At 73.2% G+C, this 18,606-nt stretch carries 19 protein-coding genes; 7 read left to right on the top strand and 12 right to left on the bottom strand.

The window, feature by feature from the left end:
- Nucleotides 1-19: 19 nt before the first annotated feature.
- Entirely contained in the window at nucleotides 20-1,207 is a 1,188-nt protein-coding gene (locus ABTY59_RS26625) for an FAD-dependent oxidoreductase (protein ID WP_352021566.1), read from the bottom strand.
- 99 nt (nucleotides 1,208-1,306) lie between these two features.
- On the opposite strand from ABTY59_RS26625, the gene ABTY59_RS26620 reads away from it, so the two are divergent.
- Nucleotides 1,307-1,978 carry a pentapeptide repeat-containing protein gene (locus ABTY59_RS26620; RefSeq protein WP_352021565.1) on the top strand — a complete coding sequence of 224 codons (672 nt, stop codon included), beginning with the start codon at nucleotides 1,307-1,309 and terminating at the stop codon, nucleotides 1,976-1,978.
- A gap of 48 nt (nucleotides 1,979-2,026) precedes the next feature.
- On the opposite strand, the gene ABTY59_RS26615 is transcribed toward ABTY59_RS26620, so the two are convergent.
- The 4 genes from ABTY59_RS26615 to ABTY59_RS26600 form a co-directional block, all read right to left on the bottom strand.
- Entirely contained in the window at nucleotides 2,027-2,527 is a 501-nt protein-coding gene (locus ABTY59_RS26615; RefSeq protein ID WP_352021564.1) for a hypothetical protein, read from the bottom strand.
- Nucleotides 2,528-2,754: 227 nt separating this feature from the next.
- Nucleotides 2,755-3,960, bottom strand: coding sequence for an FAD-dependent monooxygenase (locus tag ABTY59_RS26610; RefSeq protein ID WP_352021563.1), 1,206 nt, complete (start codon nucleotides 3,958-3,960; stop codon nucleotides 2,755-2,757).
- A gap of 118 nt (nucleotides 3,961-4,078) precedes the next feature.
- The gene (locus tag ABTY59_RS26605) at nucleotides 4,079-4,699 is read right to left on the bottom strand and encodes a response regulator (RefSeq protein WP_015035223.1); all 621 of its coding nucleotides are present in this window, start codon (nucleotides 4,697-4,699) and stop codon (nucleotides 4,079-4,081) included.
- Nucleotides 4,699-5,814: a sensor histidine kinase gene (locus ABTY59_RS26600; RefSeq protein WP_403543080.1), complete on the bottom strand. Its 1,116-nt coding sequence runs from the start codon at nucleotides 5,812-5,814 to the stop codon at nucleotides 4,699-4,701. Before ABTY59_RS26600 ends, ABTY59_RS26605 begins: the two co-directional genes overlap by 1 nt.
- Before the next feature lie 276 nt (nucleotides 5,815-6,090).
- Here ABTY59_RS26600 and ABTY59_RS26595 point away from each other — a divergent pair, with 276 nt between their 5' ends.
- Together ABTY59_RS26595 and ABTY59_RS26590 are read left to right on the top strand one after the other, a co-directional pair.
- Nucleotides 6,091-6,627, top strand: coding sequence for a GlcG/HbpS family heme-binding protein (locus tag ABTY59_RS26595; RefSeq protein WP_352021561.1), 537 nt, complete (start codon nucleotides 6,091-6,093; stop codon nucleotides 6,625-6,627).
- Between the two features lie 94 nt (nucleotides 6,628-6,721).
- Complete coding sequence (locus tag ABTY59_RS26590; RefSeq protein ID WP_352021560.1) at nucleotides 6,722-8,125, top strand: M1 family metallopeptidase; 1,404 nt, start codon at nucleotides 6,722-6,724, stop codon at nucleotides 8,123-8,125.
- On the opposite strand, the gene ABTY59_RS26585 is transcribed toward ABTY59_RS26590, so the two are convergent.
- Both ABTY59_RS26585 and ABTY59_RS26580 read right to left on the bottom strand, forming a co-directional pair.
- A complete protein-coding gene (locus tag ABTY59_RS26585; RefSeq protein WP_352021559.1) occupies nucleotides 8,122-8,652 on the bottom strand; it encodes a GNAT family N-acetyltransferase in 531 nt (176 codons plus the stop codon). The two genes, ABTY59_RS26590 and ABTY59_RS26585, sit on opposite strands and share 4 nt — an antisense overlap.
- Nucleotides 8,653-8,708: 56 nt before the next feature.
- Entirely contained in the window at nucleotides 8,709-9,284 is a 576-nt protein-coding gene (locus ABTY59_RS26580) for a TerD family protein (protein WP_073911578.1), read from the bottom strand.
- A gap of 119 nt (nucleotides 9,285-9,403) precedes the next feature.
- Here ABTY59_RS26580 and arfB point away from each other — a divergent pair, with 119 nt between their 5' ends.
- Nucleotides 9,404-9,841 carry an alternative ribosome rescue aminoacyl-tRNA hydrolase ArfB gene (arfB, locus tag ABTY59_RS26575; RefSeq protein WP_352021558.1) on the top strand — a complete coding sequence of 146 codons (438 nt, stop codon included), beginning with the start codon at nucleotides 9,404-9,406 and terminating at the stop codon, nucleotides 9,839-9,841.
- A 32-nt stretch (nucleotides 9,842-9,873) separates the two neighbouring features.
- Here arfB and ABTY59_RS26570 read toward each other — a convergent pair whose 3' ends face one another.
- Nucleotides 9,874-10,284 (bottom strand): RidA family protein, encoded by a 411-nt coding sequence (locus ABTY59_RS26570; protein ID WP_352021557.1) that lies wholly within the window; start codon nucleotides 10,282-10,284, stop codon nucleotides 9,874-9,876.
- 40 nt (nucleotides 10,285-10,324) lie between these two features.
- Complete coding sequence (locus ABTY59_RS26565; protein ID WP_352021556.1) at nucleotides 10,325-10,888, bottom strand: flavin reductase family protein; 564 nt, start codon at nucleotides 10,886-10,888, stop codon at nucleotides 10,325-10,327.
- 262 nt (nucleotides 10,889-11,150) lie between these two features.
- On the opposite strand from ABTY59_RS26565, the gene cdgB reads away from it, so the two are divergent.
- Nucleotides 11,151-12,890 (top strand): diguanylate cyclase CdgB, encoded by a 1,740-nt coding sequence (gene cdgB, locus ABTY59_RS26560; RefSeq protein ID WP_352021555.1) that lies wholly within the window; start codon nucleotides 11,151-11,153, stop codon nucleotides 12,888-12,890.
- A gap of 73 nt (nucleotides 12,891-12,963) precedes the next feature.
- The gene (locus ABTY59_RS26555; protein ID WP_352021554.1) at nucleotides 12,964-13,929 is read left to right on the top strand and encodes a CBM35 domain-containing protein; all 966 of its coding nucleotides are present in this window, start codon (nucleotides 12,964-12,966) and stop codon (nucleotides 13,927-13,929) included.
- Between the two features lie 20 nt (nucleotides 13,930-13,949).
- Here ABTY59_RS26555 and ABTY59_RS26550 read toward each other — a convergent pair whose 3' ends face one another.
- The 3 genes from ABTY59_RS26550 to ABTY59_RS26540 all read right to left on the bottom strand — a co-directional run bounded on the left by ABTY59_RS26550 (nucleotide 13,950) and on the right by ABTY59_RS26540 (nucleotide 17,087).
- Nucleotides 13,950-14,876, bottom strand: a complete 927-nt coding sequence (locus ABTY59_RS26550; protein ID WP_352021553.1) for a 1-phosphofructokinase family hexose kinase — start codon at nucleotides 14,874-14,876, stop codon at nucleotides 13,950-13,952.
- A gap of 127 nt (nucleotides 14,877-15,003) precedes the next feature.
- A complete protein-coding gene (nagA, locus tag ABTY59_RS26545) occupies nucleotides 15,004-16,149 on the bottom strand; it encodes an N-acetylglucosamine-6-phosphate deacetylase (protein WP_352021552.1) in 1,146 nt (381 codons plus the stop codon).
- Nucleotides 16,149-17,087: an ROK family protein gene (locus ABTY59_RS26540; protein WP_352021551.1), complete on the bottom strand. Its 939-nt coding sequence runs from the start codon at nucleotides 17,085-17,087 to the stop codon at nucleotides 16,149-16,151. Before ABTY59_RS26540 ends, nagA begins: the two co-directional genes overlap by 1 nt.
- 230 nt (nucleotides 17,088-17,317) lie before the next feature.
- On the opposite strand from ABTY59_RS26540, the gene ABTY59_RS26535 reads away from it, so the two are divergent.
- Nucleotides 17,318-18,601 (top strand): extracellular solute-binding protein, encoded by a 1,284-nt coding sequence (locus tag ABTY59_RS26535; protein ID WP_352021550.1) that lies wholly within the window; start codon nucleotides 17,318-17,320, stop codon nucleotides 18,599-18,601.
- Nucleotides 18,602-18,606: the final 5 nt, after the last annotated feature.

Raw genomic sequence — 18,606 nt, 5'->3', positions numbered from 1 at the left:
GCGTGTACAGCCTCCGACCTCAAGCGTGCTTGAGGTCAAGTCCGTGCTTGTGGTGGCGGTCCAGGAGGTCCGCGCGCAGAGCCAGCGACACCGCTTCGACCGCGCTCGTGAACGACACCTCCGACAGCACGCCCGGCGCCGCCACCTGGTCGCCCACCAGATACACCCCGTCGCCCCGGTCGACGGCCGGCCGGTCGCGCCAGGTGGTGCCGGGGCGGTCCACCGCGCCCGTGCGGCCCTGGGAGACCGACTCCCGTCGCCACACCGTCCGTTCGCGCCAGCCGGGGAAACCGAGGTCGAGCAGCCGCTCGGCGTGGGCGACGCCGTCCGCCTTCGACGCCTCGGGGCCGATCGGCAGCTGCGCCTGGATCAGCTGCTGCCCGGCCGGGGCCAGCGACGGGTCCTGGGCGGTGAACCGCTCGATCCAGCCGGGCGCGTCCAGGTCCGAGATCACGAACGGATCGCCCTTCCGCGTGCGCAGCGCCAGGTCGAACAGGACCGTACGGCCGCTCTCCCAGGTCAACGACGGGTCGCCGAGGAGCCGGGCGGCGGCGGGCAGGGCGGTCGCGACGATCACCGGCCCGGCGCCGAGCGGCAGGGTGTCGACCCGGGACGAGGTCTCGATCCGCACGCCCAGCTCACGCGCGCGCGTGGCCATCCGCTCGATCAGCTGCCCCCAGCCGCCCCGGACGTAGTGCGCCTCGGGCGGCAGGGCCGTGGACCGGTGCAGCCGCTCCTGCACGAAGCGGGCCGAGAGGGAGCCGGGGTCGTGGTGGAAGAGCGCGACCCCGCTGTACGCGGCGGCCACGCGCGCGGTGCGCTCACCCGCGAGACCGGTGGCCCAGGTGCGGAAGTCGACGTCGACGGGCGCCTGTTCCGGGGCGCGGCGGGCCTGACGGAACAGGCCCAGCGGCGGCGTGCGGCGCAGGGCGCCGTCGCGGTGCACGCGGAAGCGGAGGGCCTCGGCGGGCGGCAGCGCGGCGAGGGCTCCGATGAGGCCGCGCTGCTCCAGCCAGGTCCAGTGGGGGCCGCCGTCGTAGAGCGCGTGCGGGCCCTCGTTGGTGCGGTACGGGCCCTCGGAGGTGCGGCCCCGGCCGCCGAGCGTCCGGTGCGCCTCGTGGAGGGTCACCGCGGTGCCGGCCTCGGCGGCCGTGATGGCGGCGGTCAGTCCGGCGAAGCCGCCACCGATGATCGTGAGCTTCCGCATGTCCGTCTCCCTCGTCGTCGGTCTCGTACGGGGGACGGGAGGACGGACGCCGGATGTGACATGAAGGGCGCTGTCAGTGGCGTAGGTCACGATGGGGGCATGGATCGGAAGGATCGCAAGAAGAAGGTGGCGGCGGCGCGACGGCCGGAGCTCCGGCTGCCCCCGCTGGAGGAGTACGGGGGCGGGCTCGCTCCGGACGGGGACTACGACGGCCTCGAACTGGCCGGGCTCGACCTGACGGACCAGTCCGGCGAGGGCGCCCGGTTCCTCGACTGTGCGCTGCGGGAGTGCGCGCTCGACGGGACGCGGCTGACGGCGGCGCGGTTCCTCGACTCGGTGCTGACGGGGGTGCGGGGCGTGGGGACGCAGCTGGCGGGGGCGCAGCTGCGGGACGTCGAGGTCGTGGAGGCCCGGCTCGGCGGGACGCAGCTGCACGGGGCGGTCCTGGAGCGGGTCGTCTTCCGGGGCGGCAAGATCGACTATCTGAACCTGCGGGAGGCGAAGCTGAAGGACGTCGTCTTCGAGGGCTGCGTGCTGAGCGAGCCGGACTTCGGGGGCGCGGTCCTGGAGCGGGTCGAGTTCGCCGACTGCGTGCTCACGGGGGTGGACTTCACGGGGGTGCGGCTCAGGGACGTGGACCTGCGCGGGGTGCAGCGCCTGGAGATCGCGCGGGGCGTCGAGTCGCTGGCGGGCGCGGTGATCTCCCCGCCCCAACTCCTCGACCTGGCGCCGGTGCTGGCGGCGCGGCTGGGGGTCCGGGTGGAGCCGTGAGCGCGCGCAGCGCCCGTGCCGTGCCGTACCCACGACGGCGCGGGGGTCCTACGGGACGCGGGGGAAGCGGGACTGGAGGGTCCAGATCGTGGGGTTGTCGGCCAGGCCCTCGTGCATGTCCGTGAGGTCCGCGATCAGGTCGTGCAGGAAGTCCCGGGCCTCACGCCGGAGTTCCGCGTGGTTGAACGTGACCGGCGGCTCGTCCCCCGGCATCCAGTCCGCCTCGACGTCCACCCATCCGAAGCGCCGCTCGAAGAGCATCCGGTCCGTGGACTCGGTGAAGTCGAGCTCCGCGTACTGCGGCTGCGCGGCCCGGCTGCCGCGCGGGTCCCGGTCGAGCTGCTCGACGATGTCGCACAGCGCCCACGCGAAGTCGAGCACCGGCACCCATCCCCAGGCTGTGGACACCTCGCGGTCCGCCTCGGTGTCGGCGAGGTACACGTCCCCGCAGAAGAGGTCGTGACGCAGCGCGTGGACGTCCGCCCGCCGGTAGTCGGTCTGCGGAGGGTCGGGGAAGCGACGCGAGAGGGAGTAGCCGATGTCGAGCACGGAACCGATGGTGTCACGGGTCCGGGCCCCTCACGGCACGGGACCGGGCTCGGCAGGGGCGGCCGGGGGCGGCCGGAGTCGCCGGGCTCGGCCAGGGCCAGTGCCCGTCTCGGCGCGCGCCGGGGCGGCCGGCGGCTCAGGGCTCCGGCCCCGTCCCGTACGCGAGGATCACCACCTGCGCCCGGTCGCGCGCGTCCAGCTCGGCGAGGAGCCGTGCGCCCCGCCGCTCAGCGGCGGCCGTGTACCGCTCGGGCCACGCGCGGGCCGAGCCAGCGCTTGAGCCGACGCAGGGCCTCCAGCTGCTCGGCGGCGCGGTCGATCCGGTAGTACAGCTGCGGCGGGACGTGCGGCAGCAGCGGCGAGTGGCGCTGGCCGAGCAGGGCGAACATCCTGGCCGGCTCCAGGGCCATGTAGCGCGGCAGGTTCTCGTACCACTGGGCGCTGTAGCGGGCGGCGCTCTGCGCGGAGACGAGCTCGGCGCGGCGCCGCTTCCCGTACGCGGTGAGGGCGGCGTCCAGGTCGCCGGGGGCGCTCAGGGCGTCCGCGAGGGCGAGCGCGTCCTCCAGGGCCAGGGTGGTGCCCGCGCCGATCGAGTAGTGCGTGGTGTGGGCGGCGTCGCCGAGGAGGACGAGGTTGCCCCGGTGCCAGACGCGGTTGGTCAGGGTGCGGAAGGTCAGCCACTGGGCGCCGGCGTCGGCGCGGTCGCGGCCGATCAGCTCGTGGCCGTCGAGGAGGTCGTGGAAGAGCTTCTCCAGGAGTCCCAGGCTGTCGGCCTCGCCGAGGGTGTCGAGGCCGAGGCCCCTCCAGGTCTCCGGGGAGCATTCGACGACGCAGGTGGAGCGTTCGCCGCTGAACCCGTAGGCGTAGCACCAGATCCAGCCGTGCTCGGTCTCCTTGAAGGCGAAGCTGAAGGAGTCGAAGACCTTGGTGGTGCCGAGCCAGATGTACCGGTTGCGGCCGCTGGTGACCTCGCTGCCGAAGTGTCCGGCGTGTGCCTCCCGGAGCACGCTGTTGACGCCGTCGGCGGCGACGACCAGGTCGGCTCCGGCCAGCTCGGGCGCGTCCGGGCCCGCGATGTCGTGCTCGAACCCGACCCGTACGCCGAGCTCCCCGGCACGGTCGGCGAGCAGCGCCAGCATCCGCCGCCGCCCGATGCCGAAGCCGGCGTCGCCCCGGTGGACGGTCCGCTCGTCGCGGACGATGGCGACCCCGTCGGTCCAGGTCACGGAGGTCTCGGCGACGGCGGCCGCGGACTCGGGGTCGCCCGCGCGCAGCTTGTCGAGGAGCCCGGCCCAGTAGGTGACGCCCCATCCGTACGTGGAGCCCTCGGGATTCCGCTCGTACACGGTGATCTCGTGGGACGGGTCCTGCCGCTTCAGCAGGATCGAGAGGTAGAGGCCGGCGGGGCCGCCGCCGACGATCGCGAGCTTCACGTGCGCTCCCACTGAGACATGACACCGTGCGGTCGGTTGACAGCGCACCGTAGCAGTGGGGGCGGTGCGGCACGGGGGAACGGCACCCCGGACCAGCCCAACGGATGAAGGCGGCGGACTACGGCAGCAGCCGGCGTTCCTTCGCCACCGCGACCGCGCCCGCGCGGGTGTCGACGCCCAGCTTGGCGTAGATCCGGCCCAGGTGCGTCTTCACCGTGGCCTCGCTGATGAACAGCGCCCGCGCGATCTCCCGGTTGCCGAGGCCGCGCCCCAGCTGGCCGAGGATGTCCCGCTCCCGGTCCGTCAGCGAAGGCCCCGCCGCCCCGCGCATCCGGTCCATCACCCGGCTGGCGACCGGCGGGGAGAGGGCCGTGCGGCCCTGCGCGGCGGAGTGGATCGCGGCGAACAGCTCCTCCGGCCGCTCGGCCTTCAGGAGGTAGCCCGTCGCGCCCGCCTCGATCGCCCGCGTGATGTCGGCGTCCGTGTCGTACGTGGTGAGGACGAGGACGTGGACGCCGGTCGGCGCGATCCGCCGGGTCGCCTCCACGCCGTCGATGCCCGCGCCGAGCTGGAGGTCCATGAGGACGACGTCCGGCTTCAGCTTCGCGGCCATGGCGACGGCCTCCTCGCCGCTGCCCGCCTCGCCCACCACCTCGATGTCGGGGGTGCTGCCGAGCAGCGCGAGCAGACCGGCGCGGACGACGACGTGGTCGTCGCAGAGGAGGATCCGTACGGACATCAGGACTCCAGGGAGAGCGGGATCGCGGCGGAGAGCACCGTGCCCTCGCCCGGGGTGGACTCGACGGTCAGCGTGCCACCGAGCTGCCGGGCCCGCACCCGCATCGCGGGCAGGCCGTGGCCCCGCTCGGCCTGCTCGCGCGCGAGCGCCGGGTCGAAGCCGCGCCCGTCGTCGGCGATGTCCAGGACCACCTGGTCGTCGAGGTAGCTGAGGGTGAGCGCGGCGGAGTCGGCGCCGGCGTGCTCGCGGATGTTCGCCAGGGCGCCCTGGGCGATCCGCAGCAGCGCCGCCTGCACCCGGTCCGGCAGCGGCACCGCGATCCCGTCGATCCGGAAGGCGGCCGACTCGCGGGCGGCGAGGCCGCGCAGGGCCTCCTCCAGGCCGCCGCCGCCGGCGAGGTCGGCGGGGGCGAGGTCCTGCACGAAGCGGCGGGCCTCGGCGAGGTTGCGTTCGGCGATGGACTCGGCGGTGCGGACGTGACGGCGGGCGGTGACCGGGTCGCCGTCCCAGGTGCGGTCGGCGGCCTGGAGCAGCATCTGCTGGCTGGACAGGCCCTGCGCGAGGGTGTCGTGGATCTCCATGGACAGCCGCTGGCGCTCCGCGAGGGTGCCTTCGCGGCGCTCGATCGCGGCGAGTTCGCGCCGGGTGCGGATCAGGTCGTCGATGAGCGCCCGCTGGCGGGCGGCCTGCCGGTCGGAGTACACGAAGACGCCGGTGGCGAGGGCGGCGACGGCCGGCGGGGCGACGATCAGGTTCGGGTCCCAGCCGCCGTGCGAGAGCTGGACCTGCGCGAAGACCACGAAGGCGGTGAGCAGCGCGACCAGGCCGAGCGCGGCGCGCGGCGGGAGGGTGCGCAGGCCCGTGTAGAAGAGCGGCACCGCGCACCAGGCGAAGCTGGGCGCGAGGACGACGAGGAGGACCCAGACGGCGACGACCGTGCCCAGCCAGGCGATGCGGCGCGGGGTGGCGCGGGTGCCGAGCACGGGGCCGAGCAGGTAGAGGGAGGCGAGCGCGCCGGTGAGGGCGATGATCCAGGGGCTGCGGGCCTCCCAGCCGTGCCGCAGCAGGAAGCGGGCGAGGGAGGCGCCGAGCAGCAGGAAGAACGCGATGTGCATGACCCGGGCGAGCCAGCGGGCGTCCGGGTCGTGTTCGGTGGACCGGGTCACGGTGCCGCCTCCCTACCGAGCTGACCTGCGTGTATCTGTCCATGGTGACCCGGAGGGACCAGCGGGGCATCAACCGATCGGCTGACAGGCGCGTCGTCCGGTGTGCGCGCGGAGGGCAGCCGGACCGTGGACCGTCGGGCACGGGTTCCGGGCGGAGGATCGATGCAGAGCGAAGGAACGAACCGCTCGAAGGCTTCCCCCTCCTCACCTCTTACGGAGTCAGTCATGAAGAAGATCCTCCTCGGTGCCACCGCCGCCGCTGTCGTCGCCGCCGGTACCTTCGGCGTGGTGTCCGCGAACGCCGCCGCCCCGGCCGCCGCTCCCGCCGCCGTCATGGCCGACGCCGACAACGGCAACACCATGACCTCGACGCACCTGACGATCGAGGCCGCGACGAAGGCCGCGCAGGCGACGCTGGACGCCGCCGAGAAGGAGAACCAGCGGGTGTCCGTCGCGGTCGTCGACCGCAACGGCAACACCATCGTCACCCTGCGCGGCGACGGCGCGGGCCCGCAGTCCTACGAGTCGGCCGAGAAGAAGGCGTACACCGCCGTCTCCTGGAACGCCCCGACCTCCGTCCTCGCGGGCCGTCTGGCCAACGCGCCGACCCTGAAGGACATCCCCGGCACCCTCTTCCTCGCCGGCGGCGCCCCCGTCACCGCCAAGGGCGCCCCCATCGCGGGCATCGGCGTCGCGGGTGCCCCGTCGGGCGACCTGGACGAGAAGTTCGCCCAGGCCGGCGTCGCCTCGCTCGCGAAGTGACACCCGCGCGATAGCCCCCCAGCTGGTGGTGGCGCCCGGATCCCCCGCCGGGCGCCACCGCCTTTTTTCGTTTTTGACCTTTTAAGATCGGTACGTGTCACAACGCAGCCGTACCGGCGCCCTCGCCCTCACCGCGGCCCTCACCGCCCTCGGCCTCCTCGCGGGCGGCTGTACCGAGGCCGCCGGAGGCGTCCGCGGCACCCCCGGCGCCGCCGGAGTGCGCGACCCCCTCTTCCCGAAGCTCGGCAACGGCGGCTACGACGTCGGCCACTACGGCCTGACCCTCGCCTACGACCCGGCCACCGGCCGCCTCGACGGCACCACCGAGATCACCGCCCGCGCCACCCAGGACCTCAGCGCCTTCAACCTCGACCTCGCCGGCCTCACCGTCACCGGCGCCACCGTCGACGGCGCCCCCGCCGCGTACAACCGGGCCGCGAACGAACTCACCCTCCGCCCCCGCGAGGAGATCCCCGAGGGCACCGAGTTCCGCGCCACCGTCACCTACACGGGCGTACCCGAACCGCTCACCGACGCCGACGGCTCCAAGGAGGGCTGGCTCCGCACCGCCGACGGCGCGGTCGCGGTCGGCGAACCGGCCGGCTCCATGACCTGGTTCCCCGGCAACCACCACCCCTCCGACAAGGCCTCCTACGACGTCGAGATCACCGTCCCCGCCGGACTCGAAGCCCTCTCGAACGGCGTCAGGACCGCGCGCCGCACGGAGAAGGACGGCCGCGTCACCACCGTCTGGCACTCGCCCGAGCCGATGGCGAGCTACCTCGCGACCGTCGCGATCGGCCGCTACGAGACGGGGACGGCGACCGCCCTCGGCTCCGTCCCCGTCCTCACCGCCGCCGAGAAGCCCCTCGCGGCGGGCAGCGCCGCGCTGCGGGCCCAGATCCCCGAGCTCCTCGCCCGGCAGGTGAAGAGCTTCGGCCCGTACCCCTTCTCCGCCGCCGGGGCCATCGTCACCCGGGACGGCACCCTCGGCTACGCCCTGGAGACCCAGGCCCGGCCGATCTTCCCGGCCGGCTCCTTCGACCGCCCGACCCTCGTCCACGAGCAGGCCCACCAGTGGTTCGGCGACTCCGTCACGCCCGAGACCTGGCGGGACATCTGGCTGAACGAGGGCTTCGCGACGTACGCGGAGTGGCTGTACGGGGAGGAGTACGACCACGTCCCGGCGAGCACCCGGTTCGCGGAGGCCTTCGCCCAGGACGCCAACTGGGCCTTCCCGCCCGCCGCCCCGCCCGCCGCCGAGAACATCTTCGACCCGCCCGTGTACCAGCGCGGCGCGATGGTCCTGCACAAGCTGCGCGAGACCGTCGGCGACCGCGTCTTCGGCGAGATCCTGCGCGGCTGGGCAGCGAAGTACCGCCACGCCAACGCCACCACGGACGACTTCACGGCCTACGCGGAGAGCGTGTCGGGCCGCGACCTCGACGCCCTGTGGGACGTCTGGCTCTTCGGCGACGAGAAGCCTTCCAAGCCCTAGGGGGTGGCCCGGGCCGTCAGGGTCTTCCGCATGACCACGCACGCGCGTCCGTGCGCCAGGTCGGGGCGGCGGGCCGTCTCCTCGTAGCCGAGGGCGGTCCAGAAGGCCAGCGCCTTCGGGTTGTTCTCCAGGACGGCGAGCCGCAGCCCCGTCCGTCCCGCCGTGCGGAAGCGGTCCTCGACGTACGCGGCGAGCCGGCGCCCGTGGCCCGCGCGCCGCTCGTCCGCGTGGACCATGAGGAGCCCGAGCCACGGGTCGGGATCGGCCGGGTCCGGGTGGCGGTCCAGGGTGACGGCGACGGCGACGAGCCGGCCCCCGGAGCGGGCGAGCAGCACCTCGGCGGTCGGCTGCGCCAGCTCCTCCGCGAGGGCCGCCGCGACCTGCTCGGGCCGGATGTCGGACGGATCCGGGAAGTCGCCGCTGAGCTGCTGGAACTCCTCGTCGGAGGCGTACAGCGCGGTGAGCTCGGTGAGCAGCGGTCCGGGGAGGGCGTGCGCCTCCGTGTGCGGGAGGGTTTCGACGATCACGCGCGCAAGGGTAGGGCCCCGGCGCGGAACGCCGGGGCCCGTCGGGTGCGGCTCGGTCAGAGGTTGACGCCGAAGTCGCGGGCGATGCCCTCCAGGCCCGAGGCGTATCCCTGGCCCACGGCGCGGAACTTCCACTCGGCGCCGTTGCGGTACAGCTCGCCGAAGACCATGGCCGTCTCGACGGCGGCGTCCTCGGAGAGGTCGTAGCGGGCGAGCTCGGCGCCGCCGGCCTGGTTCACGATGCGGATGTACGCGTTGCGCACCTGGCCGAAGTTCTGCGAGCGGGACACCGCGTCGTAGATGGAGACCGGGAAGACGATCTTGTCGACGTTCGGCGGGAGGGCCGCGAGGTTGACGTTGATCTGCTCGTCGTCGCCGCCGCCCTCGCCGGTGCGGTTGTCACCGGTGTGCACGATGGTCTGGTCCGGCGTCGACTTGTTGTTGAAGAAGACGAAGTGGGCGTCGGAGGCGACCTTCCCGGCCGCGTCCACGCCGATCGCCGAGGCGTCGAGGTCGAAGTCGGTGCCGGTGGTGGTGCGGACGTCCCAGCCGAGGCCCACGGTGACGGCGGCGAGGCCCGGGGCCTCCTTGGTCAGGGAGACGTTGCCGCCCTTGGACAGGCTCACAGCCATGGAAAGTCCCTTTCGTCGTGATGTCGTCGCTCGCCTGGAGAAACGCGCTGGGGTCGCCGCCGGTTCCCGCCCGCGGCCGCGGGAAAACAGGATGACTCGTCCGGCCCCCTGCGGGGAACATGGAGGGCATGTCCGGTCCCCATCTCATCCGCGGCTCCGTCTCGCTGCCCGAGGCCGAGCTCCAGTGGCGTTTCTCGCGGTCGTCGGGGCCGGGCGGCCAGCACGTGAACACCAGCGACTCCCAGGTGGAGCTCCGCTTCGACCTCGCGGCCACCGACGCGCTCCCCGAGGTGTGGAAGGCCCGCGCCCTGGAGCGCCTCGCCTCCCGCCTGGTCAACGGCGTCGTGACGGTCCGCGCCTCGGAGCACCGCTCCCAGTGGCGCAACCGCGAGACGGCGGCGGTCCGCCTCGCCGCCCTCCTGGCCGAGGCGACGGCCCCGCCCCCGAAGCCCCGCCGCCCCACGAAGATCCCCCGGGGCATCAACGAACGCCGCCTGCGCGAGAAGAAGCAGCGCGCGGAGACCAAACGCACCCGCCAGTCCCGCGACTGGAGCTGAACCGGCGCCGGCCGGTGGCCGCCGGGGGAGGCTCAGTCGGGGAGCGCCACCGTGAGGTCCACCTCGACGAGCTGGCCGGGGAAGCCCAGTTGGGCGACGCCCAGGAGGGTGCTGGCGGTGGTGAACGCCGGGCCCAGGGGGGAGGCCGTGAGGCGGCTCCACACGGCTGCCAGGTCGCTCCTCTCGTCGCTCCGCACGTAGATCACCGACCGCACCACGTGCTGCGGCCCGGAGTTCACCGCCGCCAGCGCGGTGAGGGCGTTCGCGGCGACCTGGTCGGTCTGTGCCTCGAAGGAGCCGGGGCCGGCCAGCGCGCCGTTCCGGTCGAGCGGGCACTGCCCCGCCAGATAGGCCGTGCGGCCCGACTCGACCACCGTGACGTGGTGGTAGCCGGGCGTCGCGTGCAGCTGCCCGGGGTTGATGCGGGTGATCTTCTCGGTCATCGCGTGAGTCTGACCGGTGCGGTGGCCGCCCGCACCGCATTTACGACAGCCGGCGGTACTTCCCCTGGAAGTACGTCAGGGGGCCGCCGTCGGCCGGGCGGGGGGCGACCGTCAGGACGCGGCCCACGACCAGGGTGTGGTCGCCGGCCACGACGCGGTTCTCCGTGCGGCACTCCAGGACCGACAGCGCGCCGCCGATCAGCGGGGCGCCGCTCTCCTCGCCGCGGGTGTACGGCAGGTCGGCGAAGAGCAGCCGGTCGCTGACCCGGTTCTTCATCGCGAAGCGCCCGGCGACGTGCCGCTGGTCCTCGGCGAGGATCGACACGGCCCAGACCGGGACGTCGGTGAGCAGGTCGTCCATGCGGGAGCCGTTGCGGAGGCTGACGAGGACCAGGGGCGGGTCGAGGGAGACCGACATGAAGGCGGTGGCCGTCATGCCGACGTCCTCGCCGCGGGGGCCGTCGTCGGGGTCGTGCGCGGTCACCAGGACCACGCCCGACGCGAGGCGGGACATCGCCGCCCGGAACTCGTCGTTGCTCACCCCCTCAGCATGAGGGATGGCCAGGTCCGTGACGGGGGGCGAGGTGGGGGTCTTCTGCAGCACATCCGCACGCTAGCCACGGTCCTCGGCGCCCCGCATCGGGCCGGGGGACCAGCTCGGGACGGACGCCGGACCTAGGACCCGGCATATGCCACGCCCGGGGGATGACCCGCCGTGAGCTGCTGTGACTTGAGTCACAGAGAGCAGTATTTGCTGACCCTGTGTACCGGGTGCGCAGCTCGCTGTGATTCAGTGGCGGTGACAGTGCAACACGAAGCCGATGAGAACCCTGGAGTTGCTGTCGAGGTCTCGGGGAGAGCGAGCGATGGAGACCGAGTCGGAGCCTTACGTCCGTCTCTCGACCCTGCGGCAGCTGCATCAGGTCGTGGCGGACCTCAACACTGCCCGCAGCCTGGCGGACACCCTGCAGACCGTCGCCGACGGTGTGGTCGCCGGTCTCAACTACGAGCTGGCCTGCGTCAACCTCGTCCGCCCCGACGGTGACCTCGTCGTCGCCGCCTTCGCCGGAAGCTCCGCCGCCGAGGCCCTGATCACCGGCCGTGTCGGCTCCCGCTCCTCTTGGGAGCGCCGTCTGTCCATGGGTGTCTCCTGGGGCGACCTGCGGTTCATCCCGCACACCGAGGGCTGGGTCCTGATGGAGGACGACGTCCCCCAGTGGCACACCGACGGCCCCGCGCCCCGCTTCGAGGACGAGTGGCACCCGCACGACCGGCTGTACGCCCCGATGTACGCCTCCGGCTCCGGCCGTGAGCTCCTCGGCGTCATATCCGTCGACCGCCCGCGCAACGGCCGGCACCCCGGGCCCTGGGGCCAGGAAGCGCTCCAGATGTACGCCTCGCAGTCCGCCATCGCCATCAGCAACGCCCGGCTCCGCTCCAACATGCAGCGCGCCCTGGTCCGCCTCGAACGGGAGCAGCAGGCCCTGCGGGCCTCCGAGGAGTCCTTCCGGCAGGCCTTCGAGTACGCCCCCTCCGGCATGGCCATCGCCGAGATGGGCGGCGACCAGCACGGCCGCCTCCTCCGGACGAACGACGCGCTGTGCCGGCTCCTCGGCCGCCCCGCCTCGGTCATGCGCCGCTACTCCTTCGCCGACCTCGTCCACCCCGAGGACATCGGGACGCTGCTGCGGACCTCCGCCGAGGGCGGCCGCGCCGAGCTGCGGCTCGGCCGCCGGGACGGCACGTACGTCTGGGTGTCCCTGCGCAACTCCGTCGTCGCCGACACGGCCGACGGGCCCCGCTTCCTGCTCACCCACGTCGAGGACATCGAGGAGCGCAAGCGGCACGAGCTCCAGCTCGCCCACCGCGCCTCCCACGACGCGCTCACCGGGCTGCCCAACAGCGCCGAGCTGCGCTCCCGGCTCTCCGCGCGGCTCTGCGAGCGGCCGTCGGCCCCGGGCGACGAGGCCGCGTACGGCACGTACGACTCCCAGCGGGACGGTGGGTACGCGGCGGGGCACGGCAGCGGCGGCTACGAGCCCGCGTACGACCCGGCGTACGAGCCCTCGTACGAGCCCGGCCACGAGCCCCGGTCGTACGAGCACGAGCACGAGCACGGCTTCGGTTTCGAGCCGGCGGGAGGCGCGGGGCCGTACGACCACCACGTCCACATCGTCGCGCCCACCGGCGGCGACGTCGACGACGGCACCAAGGGACTCGCCGTCCTCTTCTGCGACCTCGACGGCTTCAAGTCGATCAACGACCGCTTCGGGCACCACACGGGCGACGCGGTGCTCATCGAGGTCGCGCGGCGGCTCACCACCGGCGTGCGCGACGGCGACACGGTCGCCCGGCTCGGCGGTGACGAGTTCGTCGTCCTCGCCGACGGCCTCGGTGCCGCCGACGCCGCCGACCTGGCCGTACGCCTCCGGAACGCGATCATCCCGCCCATCCGGGTGGACGGGCGCGCGGTCCGCGTCGGGGCGAGTTTCGGCATCGGCTGGGCCGAGTGCGGGATGACCGTGGAAGAGGTCCTGAACTCGGCGGACCAGCGGATGTACGTGGAGAAGCGCTCCCGCGCGAAGGTCCACCGCAGGGCGGGCTGAGTCGCGCGCTGGTCCGTTCGGGGTAGGCTCGGCCGGTCGGCGACGGCTGGCGAGCATGGAGAGGATGACCCGGATGGCTGCCGGTAACGACGGCGCGAACAAGCCCGAGGACGACGATCCGTTCGGCTATCTGTACGCGGACGGCCAGGCAGCGGGCGCCCAGCCCCCGCAGGGCGGCGGCTACGGCTACCCCGGCCCCGCGCCCGCGCAGCCGGGCGTGCCACGGACCTCGTACAACCAGGTCAGAACGGTCGGCGAGCGCCAGTACGGCCACCAGCAGCAGCCCTATGTGCCGCCGCAGCAGCAGTCCCCGTACGGCCAGCCGCAGGCGCAGTACGCGGCGCCGGAGACGTACGGCGCACAGCCGGGCCCCCGCACGGCCCCGATCCCGCCCCAGCGCGGCGGCTCGGGCCGCGGGCCCAACACGAAGGGCCTGCTGACCGGGGCGATCGCGGTCGTCGCGGTCGTCGTGATCGGCATCGCGGCGGCGGTGATCTCCAACTCGGGCGGCGACAAGGACAAGGACGACAAGGCCGGCGGCAACACCCCGTCGACCGCGCCCTCGCAGGTCTCGGAGACGCCCAGCACCGAGCCGAGCGCCGAGAAGACCCCCGAGGAACTCCCCAAGCAGGACGCGGCGACGCTGACGCTGGGGGGTTCGGCGACGACGGGGACGGGCGTGAAGGGCGCGAAGGGCACCAACGGCGCCTATGTGACCCTGTCCGGCGTGGGCAGCTCCGCGAGCTGGTCGGTCGACGTGCCGGACACCGGCGAGTACACGCTCCGCATCACGTACAGCGTGCCCGGCAAGGACGCCAAGACGTCCCTGACGGTCAACGGCGAGACGCCGCGCACGGTGAACATGTCCAACTTCGCGAAGGCCGCCGAGGGCGACTGGGAGAAGGGCTGGACGTACACGTACGCCTACGTGAACCTCAACAAGGGTTCCAACGCGCTCAAGATCTCCTGCGAGTCGGGCGACCAGTGCGAGGCGATCCTGGACCAGGTCTACCTGGAGGCCGGTCACACCGGCAGGTGACGCGAGGGGCCGGGCGCGGCTCAGGCCGCGCCGCCCACCTCCGTCACCGTCACCCGCGGCAGCAGGTCCTCGTATGCCGTCGGGTCGAACTCGCCCGCCACGGGGGAGAGGACCGTCGCCGCCGAGAGGGCGACCGCTCGGGTGAGGCGGTCCGGCCAGGGGGTCTTGTCGACCAGGCCCGAGAGGAGGCCGGCGACGGCGGAGTCGCCGGCGCCCGTGGGGTTGCCCTTGACGGCGGCGGGCGGGGTCGCGCGCCACAGGCCTTCGGGGGTGGCGGCGAGCAGGCCTTCGGGGCCGAGCGAGGAGATCACCGCGTGCGCGCCCCGGCGGCGGGCGTCGCGGGTGGCCCGGTGGGGTTCGCGGGCGCCGGTCAGCTGGGCGAGTTCCTCGGCGTTCGGCTTGACCAGGTCGGGGCGGGCGGCGATGCCGCGTCGGAGGGGTTCGCCGCTGGTGTCGAGGAGGACGGGGACCCCGGCGGTGCGGGCGAGGCGGACGAGTTCCGCGTAGGCGCCGACGTGGATGCCCGGGGGGAGGCTGCCGCAGAGGGCGACGGCGGCGGCTCCGTCGAGGAGCCGCGTGAAGCGGGTGCGGAAGCCGGTCCATTCGGCGGCGGTGACCGTGGGGCCCGGTTCGTTGAGCTGGGTGGTGTCGCCGCTCGCGGTGTCGACGACGGCGACGGTGCGGCGGGTGGGGCCGGCCGTCTCGACGAGTTCGTCCCGTACGGGGGTCTCGGCGAGCAGGTCCCGCAGGGTGGCGCCCGTCGCGCCGCCCGCGAAGCCGGTGGCGACCGTCTCGTATCCGAGGGCGGCGAGGACGCGGGCGACGTTGAGTCCTTTGCCGCCGGGCCGTTCGATGACCTGGGTGATCCGGTGGGAGGCGTGCGGGACGAGGGCGGGGACCCGGTAGGTCAGGTCCAGCGCCGTGTTGAGGGTGACCGTGAGGATCACGACCTGTCCACCCCCCGTACTCCGTGTGAAGTCCTGCGGAACGGCCGTCCCGACGGGCACTGATCATGCCAAAGGAAAGGCGGTTGGCCCAGACCCCCGGCCAACCGCTCTCCTGAGTGACACCTGATCAGACGGACGGGGGCCGCACGATCCACTCGCCCTTGCGCAGGACGCCCTTCAGCTCGAACTCCGCGTCGAGGACGACGATGTCGGCGTCCTTGCCCGGCTCCAGGGAGCCGACGCGGTCGTACATCCCGAGCAGGCGGGCGGGGTTGGCGGAGATGGCCTGGACGACGGACTCGACGGGGAGGCCGTCGACGGTGGCGGCGCGCTTGAAGGCGCGGTCCAGGGTGAGGGTGGAGCCGGCGATGGAGCCGCCCTCGACGAGGCGGGCGACGCTGTCCTTCACCTCGACGGCCAGCGGGCCGAGCATGTAGCGGCCGTCGCCGAAGCCGGCGGCGTCCATGGCGTCGGTGATGAACGCGACGCGCTCGGGGCCCGCGTGATGGAAGGCGAGCTCCAGGGCGGCCGGGTGGAGGTGGGTGCCGTCGTTGATGAGCTCGACGGTGATCCGCTCGTCCTCCAGGAGGGCGGCGATCGGGCCGGGCGCGCGGTGGCCGAGTGCGGGCATCGCGTTGTACAGGTGGGTGGCGACGGTGGCGCCCGCGTCGATGGCGGCCCGCGTCTGCTCGTACGTGGCGTCGGTGTGACCGATGGCGGCGATGACGCCGTGCTCGGCGAGCAGGCGTACGGAGTCGATGCCGCCGGGCAGCTCGGTGGCGAGGGTGACCATCTTGGCCTGGCCGCGGGCGGCGTCGATCAGCTTGCGGACCTCGGCGGGGTCGGGGTCGCGGAGCAGGGTCTCGTCGTGGGCGCCTTTGCGGCAGGGGGAGATGAACGGGCCTTCGAAGTGGAGGCCGGCGATCTCGCCCTGCTCGGCGAGCTCGGAGAGCAGGCCGGCGCGGCGGCCGAGGAAGTCCATGTCGCCGGTGACGAAGGAGGCGACGGTGGTGGTGGTGCCGTGCAGGCGGTGGGTGTGGACGCCCTTGAGGACCTCGTCGACGGTGCCGGAGGTGAAGGACGCGCCGCCGCCGCCGTGGTTGTGGAGGTCGACGAAGCCGGGGACGAGCCAGTGGCCGCTGAGGTCGAGGACGGGGGCGTTCTCGGGTGCGGAGCCCGCGATGCGGTCGCCGTCGACGATCACGCGTCCGTTCTCGACCGTTCCGGTGGGGAGCACGACGTGTGCGCCGGCGAGAACCTGGTGATCGGCCATCAGGCGGAAACCTCCGAGTCGAGGGAGAGAAGGTCCCAGGCGAGGAGGCCCGCGCCCAGGCATCCGGCGGTGTCCCCGAGGGCCGCCGGGACGATGGCGGGCAGCTTCTGGAACGTGACGCGTTCCTCCACGGCGGCCCGGAGTGGTGTGAACAAGGTTTCCCCGGCCTCGGCGAGACCGCCACCGATGATGAGCGTCCGGGGGTCCAGCAGGGTGAGGGCGGTGACGAGTCCGTCGGCGAGGGCGTCGACGGCGTCCTGCCAGACCCGCACGGCGGTGGGGTCGCCGGACTCGACGGCCTTGGCGCAGTCGGCCGCGTCGGCCTCGGGGTCGCCACTGGCCTCGGCCCAGGCGAGGGAGACGGCGGAGGCGGAGGCGTAGCGCTCCAGGCAGCCGCGCTGGCCGCAGCCGCAGTCGGTGCCGCCGGGGCGGACGACGATGTGGCCGATCTCGCCCGCGTAGCCGTGGGCGCCGGCCTCGATGCGGTCGCCGATGCCGATGGCTCCGGCGATGCCGGTGCCGAGGGGCACGAAGAGGAAGCGGTCGGCGCCGTTGCCCGCGCCGATGCGGCCTTCGGCGAGGCCTCCGGTGCGGACGTCGTGGCCGAGGGCGACGGGGATGCCGTCGAGGCGGGCGCTGAGGAGTTCGCGCATGGGAACGTCGCGCCAGCCGAGGTTGGCGGCGTAGACGGCGATGCCGTTGTCGGCGTCGACGATTCCGGGGACGGCGACTCCGGCCGCGGCGGCGGGCTCTCCGTACCGTTCCTGGCCGAGGGTGCGGAGGTCTTCGGCGAACCGGAGGATCGTCTCGACGACGGCCTCGGGGCCGCGCTCGCGCCCGGTGGCGCGGCGGGCCTCGTGCAGCAGGGTGCCGTCCGCCCCGACGAGGGCGGCCTTCATGCCGGTGCCGCCCACATCCAGGGCGATGACGTGTCTCACGGGGGACAGTCTGGCGCGGGACCACCCAAAAGGTCTAGTCCACTGGGCAGGATTGTTGCGCTCGGATACAAATTCGAGACCGGCCATGGGGCCATGGTCCCGCCGCAGTTGCGGAAGTGATACCCGAGTGGTGTAGACCTCACGCCCGCGCGCGAGGCAGACTTACGGCCCTGAGAAGAGCAAACAAGCAGCTCAGTGCAGATGGACGACAGCTCGACGATGAGCAAAAGGTGGATGAAGCCGTGGAGCGGCGACGATTCCTTGGACTGACCGCGGCCGCCGCCGCCCTCGGACTGACCACGACGGTCGCCGGCTGCGGCTCCCTCGGCGGTGACTCCGGCGACGTGACCCTGAAGCTGGTCGCAGCCGACTACGACCTGACCGGTGGCGACACCACCAAGAAGTACTGGACCGACCTCGTCGCCGCCTTCCAGGCCCAGCACCCCGGCGTCACCGTCGACGTCGACGTCGTCTCCTGGGACGACGTCGACCGCAAGGTCGCCGAGATGGTCAAGGCCGGCGAGGCCCCCGACATCGCGCAGATCGGCGCCTACGCCGACTACGCCGCCGCCGGACAGCTCTACGCCGCCGACGACCTCCTCTCCATACCCGTCCAGGCCAACTTCCTCAGCGCGCTCGTCTCCGCCGGCGAGTACAAGCGCACCCAGTACGGGATGCCGTTCGTCGCCTCCACCCGGCCGCTCTTCTACAACAAGGAACTCTTCCAGGAGGCCGGGGCCGAGGCCCCCACCACCTGGGCCGAGCTCGCCGAGGCCGCCGCCAAGCTCAAGGCCAAGGGCGTCCCCACCCCCTTCGCGCTGCCCCTCGGCCCCGAGGAGGCCCAGGCCGAGGCCCTCATGTGGCTGTTCAGCGGCGGAGGCGGCTGGACCGACGCGACCGACCGCTACGCCATCGACTCCGACGCCAACGTGCGCACCTTCGAGTGGCTCCGCAAGAACCTGGTCGGCAAGGACCTCACCGGCCCGGTCGCCCCCGGCAAGCTCAACCGCAAGGCCGCCTTCGCCGCCTTCGCGAACGGCGAGGTCGGCATGCTCAACGGCCACCCCTCGCTGCTCAAGGAGGCCGCGAAGAAGGGCGTCCAGGTCGGCCAGGTCCCCCTCCCCGGCTCCGACGGCGCGCCCAAGACCTCCATGGGCGTCGCCGACTGGATCATGGGCTTCAAGCAGAACGGCCACCGCAAGGAGATCGGCGACTTCCTCAACTTCGTCTTCAGCGACGAGAACGTCCTGAAGTTCGCCGGCGACAACGACCTGCTGCCGGTCACCGTCACCGCCTCCACCCGCATGGAGACCGACCCCGCCCACGCCAACCTGCGCGTCTTCCTCAAGGTCCTGCCGGACGCCCAGCTCCCGCCGGTCGGCAAGACCTCCTGGGCCAAGGTCAGCGAGAACGTCAAGCAGAACATCGGCAAGGCCGTCACGCCGGGCGGCCGCCCCGCCGACGTCCTCGGCCGGATCGCCCGGGAGGCGACGGCGGCGGAGAACGCCGAGTAATAGGT

This window comes from Streptomyces sp. NPDC096079 (assembly GCF_040303145.1).
Classification (GTDB): Bacteria; Actinomycetota; Actinomycetes; order Streptomycetales; family Streptomycetaceae; genus Streptomyces.
Note: the sequence above shows the minus strand (reverse complement) of the source record. Positions and strands in the feature narration are given on the sequence as shown.